Source organism: Acidiphilium sp. AL (genome assembly GCF_025499445.1).
Classification (GTDB): Bacteria; Pseudomonadota; Alphaproteobacteria; order Acetobacterales; family Acetobacteraceae; genus Acidiphilium; species Acidiphilium iwatense.
On sequence record NZ_JAIMBZ010000008.1, the window covers coordinates 69,157 to 82,802 of the forward strand.

Consider the following 13,646-nt stretch of genomic DNA (forward strand, 5'->3'; position numbering starts at 1 on the left):
CTTCAGCCGATCAGCGTCACCAGCTCGGAATACGGCACAAGCACGGCGTCGGCGGTCAACAGCCGTGCCGGTTCGGCCATCGCCTGGGCGAGAAGAAGGTGATCGAACGGATCGCGATGCCGCACTGTGATCCCTGCCACCAGCGCGGCGACCGCGGCGGTCACCGGGTATTCGGCAAACCCGCTTTCAACCGCCGCCGCCGCGATTTCCTCCGGCCGAACCGGAAAATCGACCCGCCCGAGCCGCGCCTTGATCGCGATTTCCCAGATGCTGACCGCGCTGAACAGAACCGTATTGGCCGGGTTTTCGATATCCGTCCGCCATCTTTTGCCCAGCCGGTCAGGCTCCACCAACGTCCAGATCAGCACATGGGTATCGAGCAGAACCCGCATCAGCGTGGTTCGAAACCGTCCAGCACATCATCCGGCAGGGGCGCATCGAAATCATCCGGCACCCGGAATTTTCCCGCCAGAATTCCCAGCCGCCGCTTCGTTCCGACCGCGTTCAACGGCACCAGCCTGGCCACCGGTCTGCCGGCCCGCGCAATGATCGTCTCATGCCCGGCCTCGGCCTCATCGATCAGCCGGGACAATTGCGTTTTGGCGGCGTGAATGTTGATCGCGTTCATCGCTTAATCTCGATTTCGACCGGACTAGACTTAGTCCATTTCATCTGCCGCCGCAAGCCCGATCACAACCGCAACCGCGCCATCGCCAAGCTGTCGATGAACACGCCATCGCGCAGCACCTCGTCGCGCAAACCCCCCTCCACTTCGAAGCCGAATTTCCGGTAGAGCGCGATGCCCCGCGCATTGTCGGCGTTTACCGTCAGCGAGATACGTCGGAGTCCAAGCCAATTATCGGCAAGATCGAGCAGCGCCGCCATCAGCGCGCTGCCGACCCCGCTGCCGACATGATCGTCGTGCACGAAAATCAGCATCGAGGCGGAATGTGCGGTCCGCCCTTCGCCACGCATCAATGACGTGGTGCCCACGATTTGCCCGCCCCGTTCGGCTACCAGCGCGGCGGCGACCGGATAGCCCATCCATGTCCGTGCGAATTCCACCGAAACGAACGGCGTGCGCAGCGTGCCGAACCGCACGCCCGGCAGGTTCATCAGCGTCGCGATAGCCTCGGCGTCGCCCGGTTCACGGGCGCGAATCAACATATCCCCCGATTCACGGGCGCGGATCGACACATCCGCCATCGTCACTCTTTCCTCATCGTCGTTCGGCGTCTATCTCTTGGTGAGCATAACGGAGAGACAGAACGATGAGCAATCCATCGATCGACGCGATTCTCGCCCATATCGACGCGCATCTCGACGACTCCCGCGCCCGATGGTTCGACCTGCTCCGCATCCCCTCGATCAGCGCCCAGCCGGCCCACAAGCAGGATTGCATCCGTGCGGCGGCCCATGCGCGCGACCTGCTCGCCGGGATGGGGTTCGAGGCTCGCCTGGCGGAAACCGCCGGCCTGCCGGGCGTGATCGCGACCCATCTCAAAGCCGGCGCCCACGCGCCGCGCGTGCTGTTCTACGGCCATTACGACGTGCAGCCCGCCGACCCGCTTGAACTCTGGCATGCGGACCCGTTCAACCCGCAACTGGTGGACGGGCCGCACGGCAAGCGCGTGATCGCGCGCGGCGCGGTGGACGACAAGGGCCAGGTGATGATGGTGCTGGAGGCAATCCGCGCATCATTGGCGGTCACCGGCAGGCTTCCGGTCAACCTCACTGTCTTGCTCGAAGGCGAGGAGGAATGCGGCAGCCCCTCCCTCGAAGCCATGCTGAACGCCGAGCGCCACGCCCTCGCCGCCGATTTCGTCCTGGTTGCCGACACCAACATGTGGAACATCGATACGCCGGCGATCACCACGTCCCTGCGCGGCCTCGCCGCGATGGAACTGAAAATCACCGGCCCCAACCGCGATCTGCATTCCGGCCTGTTCGGTGGTCCGGCGCTGAACCCGATCCGCGCGCTCACCCGCATCCTCGGGGATCTGTTCGACGAGAACGGCACCATCCGCATTCCCGGCTTCTATGACGGCATCACCCAGATTCCCGAAGACGTTCTGAAATCCTGGCGCGCCACCGGCTTCGACGATGCGGCCTGGCTCGGCGCGATCGGCCTCGCTCATGCCAGCGGCGAGCACGGCCGCTCGGTTCTGGAACAGAACTGGGCACGCCCCACCGCCGAGATCAACGGCATTTTCGGCGGCTACCAGGGTGACGGCAGCAAGACCGTCATCCCCGCCGAAGCCGGCGCCAAGCTCACCTTCCGCCTGGTCCCCGGCCAAGACCCGGAACGCGTGATCCAGGGTTTCAAACATTTTGTCACCGAACGTCTGCTGCCCGACGCACGCGCCGAATTCACCGTGTTCGGCGCCTCGGCCGGGCTGACCGTGCCGATCGACGCACCCTATGTCGTCGCCGCCCGCCACGCGCTGGAGGCCGAGTTCGGCAAACCGCCGGTGCTCGCCGGCTGCGGCGCGTCGATCCCGGTGGTCGAAGCCTTCGAGCGCCAACTCGGCCTGAAAACCCTTCTGGTCGGTTTCGGCCTCGACGATGACTGCATCCACAGCCCCAACGAGAAATTCGAGCTGCGCTGCTTTCATCGCGGGATGCGCGCCGAGGCGCGGATGCTCGCCGCCTTCGCCGCATGATCCGAATCACCGCTAAACTCTCAACCCGCTACCATCCCGGTCTGGGCGAGTTCGAGGCGCGCAGCCTGCCCCGCTCGCGCCTCGATCCGGTTTTCCGCTCCTACGCCCGCCGCCTCCGGCCCGCGCGCCCGCGTGCCGTCTCGGGTAAACCTCTTGTCTTCACTACGCTGTTCGGCGATTCCGCCTATGAGGATTGCCTCGACCTCACCCTCACCACCCTCTACCGTTACGGCGGCTATCGCGGCGATATTCTGCTCCTCACCGACCGGCCCGAAACCATGATTCGGCGGCGTTTCGCCCGCCATTGCTGCGGCAAGCTCCTCATCCAGCCGATCGACTACGCCGATGCCGAAACCGCGATGCTTCAGCGGTTTCGGCTCACCGAATTCGGGCTCGACGGCTACGGCCCGTTCCTGCATCTCGACAGCGACATCCTGGTCCTCGGGCCGATCGCCCCCATTCTTGAAGCGACCTACGGCTCGTCAAAATTTCTGATCGCCACTGAAGACCGCTTCTGCCCGCAATACCGCGACATCCCGGCGCAGGCTCTGCCGGAGGACGGCATCACCGACTGGTATGGCGTCTGGCTGATGAAACAGCGCAACAGCCAAATCGCGCATCTGCGCTTCGCCAATGCCGGCGCGTTCGCCTTCGCCGGTCTTGCGCTGGTCCACGATCTGTTTGCTGACGTGTTCGCCCTCGGCACGGCACAGCGCGGCACCCGTTTCGCCCATTTCGGCGATCAGCCGATCCTGAACATCCTGCTCCACGAGCGCCACCTGGGCGATTTCGACGTGCTGGACGCGGCGCTGGACTATCTGCGGCCAATCGCGACACCATCCCGCACCCGCCCATTCCTGCACTTCAATGCAATCCACGGCGGTCCGGCCAAACGCGCCGCCATGCAGGGTTTTCTCGACGCCTGCGCGATCGCCGATGCCTGAACGCCTCAGCGCGCGGGGCCTGACCGGCGCTGCCGGCGGTCCGTTCGGCATCGCTCTCGGCCGGGGCGACGCGATGGCCATCACCGGCCCGTCCGGTGCCGGCAAATCGGTTCTGCTCCGCATGATCGCCGATCTCGACCCGCACGAAGGCGCCATCCTGCTCGACGGAGTGGACCGCGCGACCATCGCCGCACCACTGTGGCGCAGGCGCGTCGCCTATCTCGCCGCCGAACCGGGCTGGTGGCACGACGATACCGCCCCGCATTTCCCCGATCGCCCGCGCACCGAAGCGCTGATGCCGTCGCTGGCCCTCGATCCCGGCCTGCTGAACCAGCCGGTCCATCGCCTCTCCACCGGCGAGCGCATGCGCCTCGCCTTTATCCGCACTCTGCTCAACGAGCCCGAGATTCTGCTCCTCGACGAACCCACCGGCGCGCTCGACCCGCACGCGACGGCTCTTGTCGAAACCCTCCTGATCGAACGCCTGCGGGCCGGCGCCGCCCTCATCCTGGTCACCCACGACATGGCGCAGGCCTCCAGGCTCGGCGCCAGGCGGTTTCACCTCGAAGCCGGCACGCTCACGCCGCGATGAAGCCGATCCTGCTCACCCCGTTCGATCTCATCATCGCGTCGTCCCTTGTCGTGCTCGACGCGGTGGTTTCGGTTCTGCTCGGCCTGCGCCTGCACAAGCAAATTCTGGTCGCCGCCGCGCGCTGCACGATCCAGCTCCTGCTGATCGGCTTTCTGCTCCGCTTCGTGTTCGCGATCGACACGCCAGCACTAACGCTCGGCGTCATCCTGGTCATGGTCGCCATCGCCGGGCGTGAGGTCGCGGCACGACCGGAAAAAAAACTTGCCCGCTACGGCAACCAGATCGCCGGATTGTCCGCGGTGGCCCTCGCCACCTTCGTCACCGCGATTTTTGCGCTTGCCACGGCACTGCGCCCGCATCCGTGGTATGATGCGCGCTACGCCATCCCACTCGCCGGCATCATGCTCGGCAACGCCCTGAACGCCGCCTCGCTCTCGCTCGACGCGCTGCTGTCGGGGGTGATGCGCGAGCGTTCGGCGATCGAGGCGCAACTCGCCCTCGGCACGCGGTTCCGCGACGCGATGCGCCCGTTGATCCGCGCCTCGGTCCGGCGCGGCATATTGCCGATCATCAACACCATGTCGGCGGCTGGAATCGTCACCCTGCCCGGCATCATGACGGGCCAGATCCTCGCCGGACTCGACCCGGTCGAGGCGGTGAAATACCAGATCCTGCTGATGTTCCTGCTTGCCGGCGCCAACGGCATCGCCGCCGTCGGCGCCGCCTATTTCGCGGCTGCGCGCCTCACCGATTCCCGCGAGCGCCTGCGCGTCGATCGGCTGAAATAGGCGGCGAAATTGCGCCTCCGGCGCGCCGCTGCCATGATCGCCTCGGTTAAGGAGACAAGCCCATGCCCGATCCGTTTCGCGGCCGCCACGCGCTGGTCACCGGCGCATCGAGCGGCATTGGCGCCGAACTCGCCCGGCAGCTCGCCCAGCGCGGTGCTAATCTCGTCCTCGTCGCGCGGCGTGAAGACCGGCTCGCCGAGCTCGCGAAGGAATGCGCGCTGTTCGGCGTCGCCGCCGAGGCCGCTCCCGGCGACCTCGCCGATCCCGCGATCCGTGCCGATCTCGCCGCGCGCTTCCCGGATACCGACATTCTGGTGAACAATGCCGGGCTCGGCGCCTTCGGCCCGTTCGCCGAAACCGAATGGGACCGGCTCGAGCGGGTCATGACGGTCAACATGACCGCACTGACCCATCTCACCCATCTGTTCGCCCCCGGCATGGCGCAGCGCGGCTTCGGGCGGATCATGCTGGTCGCCTCCACCGCCGCGTTCCAGCCGGTGCCGCTCTATGCCGTCTATGCCGCAACCAAATCCTTCGTGCTGTCGCTCGGCACCTCGCTCAATGTCGAACTCGCGGGCCAAGGCGTGAAAACCACGGTGCTCTGCCCCGGCGTCACCGAGACCGAATTCTTCGCGGTCGCCGCGCAGAAGAAATCCGCCTTCGTCGAGCGCAGCTCGATGAGCAGCGCCACGGTCGCCCGCATCGGACTCGACGCTTTGGCGAAAGGCCGTGCCACCGCGGTTGCCGGCGCGTTGAACGCCGCCATGGCGTTCGGCACCCGCCTCGCTCCGCGCGGCCTCACCGCCCGGATCGCCTATCGGTCGCTGAAACCTTGAGCGGCGAGCCGATCCACGCCGAACTGATCGCCGTCCCGGTCGCGGTCACCGGGGCGCGGCCGCGCGTGCTCACCCTGTTCGACGGCAGCGCCCTGCCCGCCGGCCCGCTCGAATCCGGTCATCGCTCGCTCCAGGCCGGGCTGCGCAACTGGGCCGAACGGCTGACCGGCCATCCGCTCGGTTATGTCGAGCAGCTCTACACCTTCGCCGACCCCGCGCGCAGCCGCACCGGGCGCAGCATCTCGATCTCCTACCTCGCCCTCACCGCCGAGACCCGCACGCCGCTCGGCGGCCGCGTCTCCTGGCAGGATTGGTATCGCTATTTCCCGTGGGAAGACCGGCGCGAAAAAATCGCGACGATCGAAACCGCGATCAAACCCGGTCTCGACCATTGGTCCGCCGGTTCGGATGAACACCGCGCCCGCGCATCCCTCTGTTTCGGGCTGGACGGTGCCGCCTGGAACGAAGACCTCGTGCTGGCGCGCTACGAATTGCTCTACGAGGCCGGGCTGGTCCGCGAAGCCGCGCGCGACGGCCGCCCGGCCCATGGCGCATTCGCCCCTGGCGCGATCATGACCGCCGATCACCGCCGCATTCTCGCCACCGCGATCAGCCGGCTGCGCGCCAAGATCAAATACCGGCCGATCGTCTTCGAACTGATGCCGGAAAATTTTACCCTCCTCGATCTGCAACGCTGCATTGAAGCCATCGCCGGACACACCCTGCACAAGCAGAATTTCCGCCGCCTGATCGAGAGCCAGAAGCTCCTGGAAGAAACCGGAAGTTTGGCGTCCGGCTCCGGCCGGCCGGCCAAATTGTTCCGCTACCGGCCCGAGATTCTGGCCGAACGCGCCCATGCGGGAACCCGGCTGACCCTCGCGCGCTCTTGACGGTATTATACTCGCTTCTAATGTAAAAAACGCAAAAACACGAATAAATTTCGTGCAGCTTGCCGAAAATATGCTCGTTTCGAGCATAAGGAGCGAACCATGACCGGCGCCAGCCTCGCCTTCGCCGACCCCGCCTACGCCAAGCTCGCCTCGCATATCCCGCCGGCCGAATGGGTGCTCATGCACGAGGATATCACCGCGATCCGCGTCCTCAAACGCGACCGCGACGCCATCATCCTCGCCCATAACTATCAGACGCCGGAGATTTATCATGGGGTGGCCGATATCGTGGGCGACAGCCTGGCCCTCGCCCGCGAAGCGATGCGCGCGAAAGCCGCGGTGATTGTTCTCGCCGGGGTGCATTTCATGGCCGAGACCGCGAAGCTGCTGAACCCTGACAAAACCGTGCTGATCCCGGATTCCCGCGCCGGCTGCTCGCTCGCCGAGAGCATCACCGCCGCCGACGTGCGCGCATTGCGCGCCCGGCATCCCGGCCTGCCGGTCATCGCCTATGTGAACACCTCGGCCGCCGTGAAAGCCGAGGTCGATTACTGCTGCACTTCGGCGAATGCGCGGAAAGTCGTTGAATTCGCGGCAAACCAGGCCGGGACCGACGCCGTGATCATGCTGCCTGACCGGTTCCTCGCCGCCAATACCGCCCGCGAAACACAAATCCGCATCATCGCGTGGGACGGCGCGTGCGAGGTGCATGAACGCTTCACCCAGGCCGATATCGCCCAGGTCCGCGCCCAATATGCTGATGTCGTGGTTCTCGCCCACCCCGAATGCCCCGAGGAGGTGGTCGCCGCGTCCGACTTCGCCGGATCGACCGCCGCAATGGCCGATTATGTCGCCCGCCACCAGCCGAAGCGGGTCGCCCTGATCACCGAATGCTCGATGAGCGACAATATCGCCTCGGCCAATCCCGGCACCGAATTCGTCAAGCCGTGCAATCTCTGCCCGCACATGAAACGGATTTCGCTCCACAAGATACGAACCGCTCTTGGGACGATGAGCGAAGCCGTGACGATCGATCCCGATCTTGCCGTCCGCGCTCGCCGATCGGTCGAAAGAATGCTCGCAATTCCATGACAACAAAATACATTATCGGTGCCGGCGTCGCCGGGCTCGCGGCGGCGTTGGCCATGACGCCCGAACCCGTCATGCTCATCACCGCGGGCACGCTCGATGAAGGTGCCGCGAGCCTGTGGTCACAAGGCGGCATCGCCGCCGCGACCGGCGACGACGACAGCGTCGCCCTTCACGCAGCCGACACCATCGCGGCCGGCGACGGACTCTGCGATCCCGAAGCCGTTTCTCGCATCGTCGGCGCCGGCCCCCGCGTGATCGAGCGGCTGCGCGGGCTCGGCGTGGCGTTCAACGCCGGGCTCGGCCTGGAAGCCGCGCATTCGCGGCGTCGCATCGTCCATGTCCAGGACCGCACCGGGCTTGCGATCACCACCGCCCTCGCCCGTGCGGTGCAGTCGGCGCCGCATATCACGATCCTGGAACGGACCCGAGCGATCCGGCTTCACACCGTCGAACGCCGCATCGCCGGGCTCTGGATCGAGCGCAACGGAAACCTCCGCTTTCTGCCGAGCGATTCGGTGCTGATCGCGACCGGCGGCGTCGGCGCACTGTATCACCACACCAGCAACCCGGACGGTGCCACCGGCTCCGGCCTCGCCCTCGCCGCGCGTGCCGGCGCCATCCTCCGCGACCTCGAATTCGTCCAGTTCCACCCGACCGGGCTCGATACCGGGCTCACCCCGATGCCTCTCATTTCGGAAGCGGTTCGCGGCGAAGGCGCCATGCTGATCGACGAGACCGGCGCCCGCTTCACCAAGGAACTCGCCCCGCGCGACACCGTTTCGCGCGCGGTGTTCCGCCATCTGGCGGAGGGTCATCGGGTGTTTCTCGACGCCACCCATCTCGGCGCCCGGTTCGCCGTGCGTTTCCCGGCGATCGACGCGGCCTGCCGCGCCTCCGGCATCGACCCGGCGGCCCAGCCGATCCCGATCCGCCCGGTCGCGCATTACCATATGGGCGGAATCGCCGTTGATGCGGCGGCCCAGACCAGCGTCGATGGTCTGTTCGCCGCCGGCGAAGCCGCCTGCACCGGCCTGCACGGCGCGAACCGGCTTGCCAGCAACTCCCTCCTCGAAGCTTTCGTGACGGGCGAGTCGGCTGGGCTCGCAATGGCGAGGCTCGATCATCGCACCCCGTGCAAACCGCCCGAACCGCCAATGCGCGACGTCATCACCGCCATCCGCGGTCTCGTCAGCCGGCATCTCGGCGTGCTGCGCGACGGCACCGGACTCGCGACACTGATTTCCGCCACGGCGCCCCGCGCCGAAACCTCCGACGCCGCCCTGATCGCGCTGATGATGGCGGTCGCCGCGTTCGATCGGCGGGAAAGCCGCGGCGGCCACGCCCGCACCGACTTTCCGTGCCGCGCCGCGACCGCGCGTCCCTCCACCCTCACCATGGCACAGGCGCTGGCACGCGCCGCCGCGATCACGTCCATCAGGCACGCGGCATGACGCCGCTGCCGCGCATCATGATCGAACCTCTGGTGCGCGCGGCACTCCTGGAAGACCTCGGCCGCGCGGGCGACATCACCGCCGATGCGGTCATCCCCGAGGACACAACCGCGCGAGTCGCTTTCGTCGCGCGCGAAGCCGGCGTGATCGCCGGGCTCGACTGTACCGCGATCGCGTTTTTGCTCCTCGATTCCACTCTCACACTCGACGTCCGAATCCCCGACGGCAAAACCGTCGCTCCCGGCGATGTGATCGCGACCATCGAAGGTCGTGCCCGGCCGATCCTCTCCGCCGAGCGGGTCGCGCTCAATTTCCTCGGTCAGTTATCCGGCGTGGCGACCGCCACGTCCGGCATCGTCACCGCCATCGCCCACACACGCGCGAAACTCGCCTGCACGCGCAAAACCATCCCCGGCCTGCGCGCCCTGCAGAAATACGCGGTGCGCTGCGGCGGCGGCGCGAATCACCGCTTCGGCCTGGATGACGCGGTGCTCATCAAGGACAATCATATCGCCATCGCCGGCGGTGTCGGCATCGCGGTGCGCCGGGCGCGCCAATCCGTCGGGCATCTGGTCAAAATCGAATGTGAGGTCGAAACCCTCGATCAGCTCACCGAGGCGCTGGACGCAGGGGCAGATGCCGTGCTGCTCGACAACATGGACCTCGCAGCGCTGCAAAACGCCGTCACCATCATCGGCGGCAAAGCGATCGCCGAAGCTTCCGGCCGGATCACGCCGGAAACCGCACCCGCGATCGCGGAAACCGGCGTCGATCTCATCTCGGCCGGCTGGCTGACCCATAGTGCACGGGTGCTGGATATCGGTCTCGATTTCATGACATAAACGGGCATGACCCGTTCTCCCTTCATGACCGCTTCCCTCCTCGGTGCCGCCGGGTTGATCCCGTTCCTCGTGGCCCTCGTGGTGATCGTCACCCGGCCGCTCAACGCGCCGGCCGCGACCGTCGCGATGATCGACTACGGCGCCTGCATCCTTGCCTTTCTCGGTGCGGTGCATTGGGGTTTTGCCCTCGAACCCGGCGGCGTGGTCACTGACTCGAAGCTCAACCACCAGCGTCTCACCTTCGGCGTCGTGCCCGCCCTGATCGGCTGGGTAGCACTTCTGGCCCTCACCCTGACTTCCGCACCCCGCCTCGCGATCGCCATCCTGATCGCCGGCTTCTTCGCGACCGTCGTGGGCGAAACCGTAGGGCGCGGGCGCAACCTCGTCGCCTCGAACTATCTCGCGATGCGCTGGACGGTCTCGATCGTAGTGCTCGCGGTTCTGCTGATCACGCTGTTCATCCAGTTGATCGGCATGCGCCACGCATGAAAGGGGTGCCGACACGTAATACCATGTCTCGCTGATCGCGACCCATGGTATTCGCTCTTTATGTTCGCGCGCGCCGCCCGCCAACCCGCGCGCATACCAAATCTCATGAGTCGAGATTCATGAGATTTGGTATAACATGCCTTTGTCACCGGCCATGCCTTCGCGCCGAAAGCGCAGCGCATTCCAGGCGCCGACCGAGCGTCCCAAACGCTATCCCCGAGCCCTTCGCTCCGCTCGCCTAGCTCACTTGGCAGCCTTCTTGACCGCCGCTTCGAAGCTCTTCGGCTCGAAGGCGGGGAGGCTTTCGATGCGACCGAAGCCCTGACCGGCATACCATACCGAGAAGCTCAGCATCGCTTCCGCATCCGGCACGTCCACGACGTCCACGAAATCGTACTTGCCTTGGGTGTAGTGGATGCTCTCGAGCTTGATGCCCAGTTCCTTGAGCTTCGCTTCCGCTTTCTTCAGCCGATCCGCCTGCTTGCCGGCCCACGCCGCGTCCAACCTGCCGAGCAGCACATATTTCATGGCCGTTCTCCCTTTGTTTTTCCTTGCACACTGCGAGGTGAAATCGAGGATAGTCCTTGCTGGCAATGAACTTCAAGAAAAAGACCCGTGCGAAAGGAGCGTTTACGTACGTATGTCCGAAAATCAAGAAATGATCGGACAAGTTCAAAATATCCGGGAGCCAAATCAACCGATGAGATCGCGGCCAAACCAGTTTTCGGACGGGAAAACGGACAAATGCTCCGACCTCGTTCGCGTCTGGCGTCCGTAAATTCACTTCCGTGTCCGGACCTCTGAAAAAATTCACGAAAGCGTGATATACCCCTCCGAAATCATGCCATAATCGCGATCTATCCAATCGACCGTCAGATTGGAGGTCGTGACCATGCGTCGATCAACTTTGGTTCTTGGCGGTATAATGGCAGCCGGGCTCGCTCTTGGCGCGATCGGCACCGCCCATGCCGACTGGGACGATGGCCCGAGCTTTTCCATCGGCTTCGCTGGCCCGCCGATGTATTACGCACCGCCGCCCCCGCCAGTCTACTACGCACCACCGCCGCCGGCGTACTACGCGCCCCCGCCGCCGGTCTATTATGCCCCGCCCCCGCCGGCGTACTACACGCCCGCCTTCCCGGCCGGCCTGTCCTTCGGCATCACCCTGCCGCTGAACCGCTGAGTCAGATCGCCGGTTCGCCGCGGACCGGCGTGATCCCCTGGGACACGATCAGAAGCTCCGCCTCGGCGATCGCCGCATCCAGCGCCGCCGCGTCGGTGCCCTTGGCGACGATCGCGACACCGCCGCCGCTCTCGCGGTAGAACGGATAGCTGCCGAGATCGAGCATCGGAAAGCGCTGCTGGATCGCGCCGAGCCCAGCGGCGATGCTGCCTTCCTTAATCCGCAGGCCATGCACCGCGCGCATCGAAATCGGCGTCCCGCGCCCGAGTTTCTGTTCGAGGGTTCCGAACATCGACTGCATGATTTTGGGCACGCCGGCCATGACATGCACATTGCCGATCGAGAACCCCGGCGCGATCGAGATCGTGTTGGGAATCGGCACGGCGCCGCGCGGCATCATTGCCATGCGCTGCCGGGCCGCATTGAAATTTTCGGCGCCCAGATGGCGCTCCAGCGCGTCCCAGGTCGCCTGATGCTTTTGCCACGGCACGCCGAACGCCTCGGCGACGCATTCGCTGGTGATGTCGTCATGGGTCGGACCGATTCCGCCGGTGGTGAACAGATTGTCGTAGGCGGCGCGCAATTCGTTCACCGCCCGGATGATCCGCGCCGGCACATCCGGCACCACCCGCACCTCTTCGAGCTTGTGGCCGAGGGCGGCGAGGCGCTCGGCGATGAATTTCACGTTCACGTCCTGGGTGCGGCCGGAAAGAATCTCGTTGCCGATGATCAGAATCGCGGCGGTCGGGTTATCGGCCATAAGTCCTCACAGAAAATCGCGCAGCAATGGGATCAGCGGCCGGTCGGCCGGCGGCATCGGGTATTCGTCGAGCCGCGCGGGGGAAACCCAGGCGAGTGTCTGGCCCTCCCGCGCCTCGGGCGCGCCGCGCCAGCGCCGGCAGAGATAGAGCGGCATGAGCAGATGGAAAGCCTCATAGGCATGGGACGCGAAGGCGAACGGCGCCAGATCGGCCTCGCGCACCGCAACGCCGATTTCTTCAGCAAGCTCGCGCACCAATGCCGCCTCCGGCGTTTCGCCTGCCACCAGCTTGCCGCCGGGAAACTCCCACAGCCCCGCAAGCTTCTTGCCCTCCGGCCGGCGCGCCAGCAGAATATCGCCCCGCTTGTCGACCAGCGCGCAGGCGGCGACCGTGAGCAGCGGTTTCATGGCATCGATCATGCGTCCTGACCCTGATACTTCCTGGGATGTTTCGGGATCGCGAAACGCCAGCGCCTCACGGGTGATCGCGAAATGGCGCACCGGCAGGCGCTCGCCCGGCCGGCCGATGAAGCGTGCCCGGCCGGTTCCGGTTTCGGCGAAGCCGATCCGCCGCAGCACCGCGAGCGAGGCCGCATTGTCCTCCGCCACCGTGGCGGCGATCGTCGCGACCGGCAGTTCTGCGAAACCCCAGCGGATCAACTGGCCGGCCGCCTCGCGCGCATGGCCCTTGCCCCAGTGGCGCCGGCCGAGCCAGTAGCCGAGCGAGGCGCTATCGCCCGATTTCGCCAGCCGCAGCCCGGCGCTGCCGATCATCGCGCCGCTCGCGGCATCGAGAATCGCGAACTCATAGGCACGCCCCGCCGCGCGGTCGGCGATCGCGGTGTCGATCCACGCGCGGGCGAGCGATTCGGGATAGGGAAACGGCGCCTCCGGCAGCAGGCGGCAGATTTCCCAGTCATTGATCAGAAGATGGAATCGCGCGGCATCCCCGGCTTCGAGCCGGCGCAGCGCCGTGGATGCGGCAGATGCCGTCGTCCCGGCGCGGTCGGCGATGGCGAACAGATCGGACACGTAACCCCTTGCTGATCGATGGACGGACCCGGACCGGGATAGCCGGTCCGAAGCCGCGCCGGAAGGGCAATCCTGCCACGTTGC

General features: G+C 66.0%; 17 protein-coding genes. 11 read left to right on the forward strand and 6 right to left on the reverse strand.

Features of this window, described 5'->3' with window-relative positions; translation table 11 throughout:
* Nucleotides 1-2 precede the first annotated feature (2 nt).
* From AiwAL_RS07720 to AiwAL_RS07730, 3 genes are all read right to left on the reverse strand, one after another.
* Complete coding sequence (locus tag AiwAL_RS07720; RefSeq protein WP_262312459.1) at nt 3-392, reverse strand: type II toxin-antitoxin system VapC family toxin; 390 nt, start codon at nt 390-392, stop codon at nt 3-5.
* Nucleotides 392-628, reverse strand: coding sequence for a type II toxin-antitoxin system Phd/YefM family antitoxin (locus AiwAL_RS07725; protein WP_235703897.1), 237 nt, complete (start codon nt 626-628; stop codon nt 392-394). The genes AiwAL_RS07720 and AiwAL_RS07725 overlap by 1 nt, the downstream gene beginning before the upstream one ends.
* A 62-nt stretch (nt 629-690) precedes the next feature.
* Nucleotides 691-1,206: a GNAT family N-acetyltransferase gene (locus AiwAL_RS07730; protein ID WP_262312460.1), complete on the reverse strand. Its 516-nt coding sequence runs from the start codon at nt 1,204-1,206 to the stop codon at nt 691-693.
* A gap of 65 nt (nt 1,207-1,271) precedes the next feature.
* Between AiwAL_RS07730 and AiwAL_RS07735 the strand changes: the two genes are divergently transcribed.
* From AiwAL_RS07735 to AiwAL_RS07780, 10 genes are all read left to right on the forward strand, one after another.
* Nucleotides 1,272-2,663, forward strand: a complete 1,392-nt coding sequence (locus AiwAL_RS07735) for a dipeptidase (protein WP_235703899.1) — start codon at nt 1,272-1,274, stop codon at nt 2,661-2,663.
* Nucleotides 2,660-3,607, forward strand: a complete 948-nt coding sequence (locus AiwAL_RS07740; protein WP_235703900.1) for a glycosyltransferase — start codon at nt 2,660-2,662, stop codon at nt 3,605-3,607. The genes AiwAL_RS07735 and AiwAL_RS07740 overlap by 4 nt, the downstream gene beginning before the upstream one ends.
* Nucleotides 3,600-4,199: an ATP-binding cassette domain-containing protein gene (locus tag AiwAL_RS07745; RefSeq protein WP_235703901.1), complete on the forward strand. Its 600-nt coding sequence runs from the start codon at nt 3,600-3,602 to the stop codon at nt 4,197-4,199. Before AiwAL_RS07740 ends, AiwAL_RS07745 begins: the two co-directional genes overlap by 8 nt.
* The gene (locus AiwAL_RS07750) at nt 4,196-4,987 is read left to right on the forward strand and encodes an ABC transporter permease (RefSeq protein ID WP_235703902.1); all 792 of its coding nucleotides are present in this window, start codon (nt 4,196-4,198) and stop codon (nt 4,985-4,987) included. Before AiwAL_RS07745 ends, AiwAL_RS07750 begins: the two co-directional genes overlap by 4 nt.
* Nucleotides 4,988-5,049: 62 nt before the next feature.
* Entirely contained in the window at nt 5,050-5,823 is a 774-nt protein-coding gene (locus AiwAL_RS07755) for an SDR family oxidoreductase (RefSeq protein ID WP_235703903.1), read from the forward strand.
* Nucleotides 5,820-6,713 carry an NrtR DNA-binding winged helix domain-containing protein gene (locus AiwAL_RS07760; protein WP_235703904.1) on the forward strand — a complete coding sequence of 298 codons (894 nt, stop codon included), beginning with the start codon at nt 5,820-5,822 and terminating at the stop codon, nt 6,711-6,713. Before AiwAL_RS07755 ends, AiwAL_RS07760 begins: the two co-directional genes overlap by 4 nt.
* Before the next feature lie 99 nt (nt 6,714-6,812).
* A complete protein-coding gene (nadA, locus tag AiwAL_RS07765) occupies nt 6,813-7,805 on the forward strand; it encodes a quinolinate synthase NadA (protein WP_235703905.1) in 993 nt (330 codons plus the stop codon).
* Complete coding sequence (locus AiwAL_RS07770; protein WP_235703906.1) at nt 7,802-9,256, forward strand: L-aspartate oxidase; 1,455 nt, start codon at nt 7,802-7,804, stop codon at nt 9,254-9,256. Before nadA ends, AiwAL_RS07770 begins: the two co-directional genes overlap by 4 nt.
* The gene (nadC, locus tag AiwAL_RS07775) at nt 9,253-10,098 is read left to right on the forward strand and encodes a carboxylating nicotinate-nucleotide diphosphorylase (RefSeq protein ID WP_235703907.1); all 846 of its coding nucleotides are present in this window, start codon (nt 9,253-9,255) and stop codon (nt 10,096-10,098) included. Before AiwAL_RS07770 ends, nadC begins: the two co-directional genes overlap by 4 nt.
* Before the next feature lie 6 nt (nt 10,099-10,104).
* Complete coding sequence (locus tag AiwAL_RS07780; RefSeq protein WP_262312461.1) at nt 10,105-10,587, forward strand: DUF3429 domain-containing protein; 483 nt, start codon at nt 10,105-10,107, stop codon at nt 10,585-10,587.
* A gap of 243 nt (nt 10,588-10,830) precedes the next feature.
* Here the strand turns inward: AiwAL_RS07780 and AiwAL_RS07785 are convergent, their stop codons facing one another.
* Nucleotides 10,831-11,115 (reverse strand): GYD domain-containing protein, encoded by a 285-nt coding sequence (locus tag AiwAL_RS07785; RefSeq protein WP_235703909.1) that lies wholly within the window; start codon nt 11,113-11,115, stop codon nt 10,831-10,833.
* A 397-nt stretch (nt 11,116-11,512) separates the two neighbouring features.
* On the opposite strand from AiwAL_RS07785, the gene AiwAL_RS07790 reads away from it, so the two are divergent.
* Nucleotides 11,513-11,770, forward strand: a complete 258-nt coding sequence (locus tag AiwAL_RS07790) for a hypothetical protein (RefSeq protein WP_235703910.1) — start codon at nt 11,513-11,515, stop codon at nt 11,768-11,770.
* A gap of 1 nt (nt 11,771) precedes the next feature.
* On the opposite strand, the gene AiwAL_RS07795 is transcribed toward AiwAL_RS07790, so the two are convergent.
* Both AiwAL_RS07795 and mutT read right to left on the reverse strand, forming a co-directional pair.
* Entirely contained in the window at nt 11,772-12,530 is a 759-nt protein-coding gene (locus AiwAL_RS07795) for a competence/damage-inducible protein A (protein ID WP_262312462.1), read from the reverse strand.
* 6 nt (nt 12,531-12,536) lie between these two features.
* Entirely contained in the window at nt 12,537-13,553 is a 1,017-nt protein-coding gene (gene mutT, locus AiwAL_RS07800; RefSeq protein WP_268920189.1) for an 8-oxo-dGTP diphosphatase MutT, read from the reverse strand.
* Nucleotides 13,554-13,646: the final 93 nt, after the last annotated feature.

Bases quoted from the DNA above. Each gene is read 5' to 3' on its own strand.
- AiwAL_RS07720 (WP_262312459.1), bottom strand. From the start codon at position 392: ATGCGGGTTCTGCTCGATACCCATGTGCTGATCTGGACGTTGGTGGAG.
- AiwAL_RS07725 (WP_235703897.1), bottom strand. From the start codon at position 628: ATGAACGCGATCAACATTCACGCCGCCAAAACGCAATTGTCCCGGCTG.
- AiwAL_RS07730 (WP_262312460.1), bottom strand. From the start codon at position 1,206: ATGGCGGATGTGTCGATCCGCGCCCGTGAATCGGGGGATATGTTGATT.
- AiwAL_RS07735 (WP_235703899.1), top strand. From the start codon at position 1,272: ATGAGCAATCCATCGATCGACGCGATTCTCGCCCATATCGACGCGCAT.
- AiwAL_RS07740 (WP_235703900.1), top strand. From the start codon at position 2,660: ATGATCCGAATCACCGCTAAACTCTCAACCCGCTACCATCCCGGTCTG.
- AiwAL_RS07745 (WP_235703901.1), top strand. From the start codon at position 3,600: ATGCCTGAACGCCTCAGCGCGCGGGGCCTGACCGGCGCTGCCGGCGGT.
- AiwAL_RS07750 (WP_235703902.1), top strand. From the start codon at position 4,196: ATGAAGCCGATCCTGCTCACCCCGTTCGATCTCATCATCGCGTCGTCC.
- AiwAL_RS07755 (WP_235703903.1), top strand. From the start codon at position 5,050: ATGCCCGATCCGTTTCGCGGCCGCCACGCGCTGGTCACCGGCGCATCG.
- nadA (WP_235703905.1), top strand. From the start codon at position 6,813: ATGACCGGCGCCAGCCTCGCCTTCGCCGACCCCGCCTACGCCAAGCTC.
- AiwAL_RS07770 (WP_235703906.1), top strand. From the start codon at position 7,802: ATGACAACAAAATACATTATCGGTGCCGGCGTCGCCGGGCTCGCGGCG.
- nadC (WP_235703907.1), top strand. From the start codon at position 9,253: ATGACGCCGCTGCCGCGCATCATGATCGAACCTCTGGTGCGCGCGGCA.
- AiwAL_RS07780 (WP_262312461.1), top strand. From the start codon at position 10,105: ATGACCCGTTCTCCCTTCATGACCGCTTCCCTCCTCGGTGCCGCCGGG.
- AiwAL_RS07785 (WP_235703909.1), bottom strand. From the start codon at position 11,115: ATGAAATATGTGCTGCTCGGCAGGTTGGACGCGGCGTGGGCCGGCAAG.
- AiwAL_RS07790 (WP_235703910.1), top strand. From the start codon at position 11,513: ATGGCAGCCGGGCTCGCTCTTGGCGCGATCGGCACCGCCCATGCCGAC.
- AiwAL_RS07795 (WP_262312462.1), bottom strand. From the start codon at position 12,530: ATGGCCGATAACCCGACCGCCGCGATTCTGATCATCGGCAACGAGATT.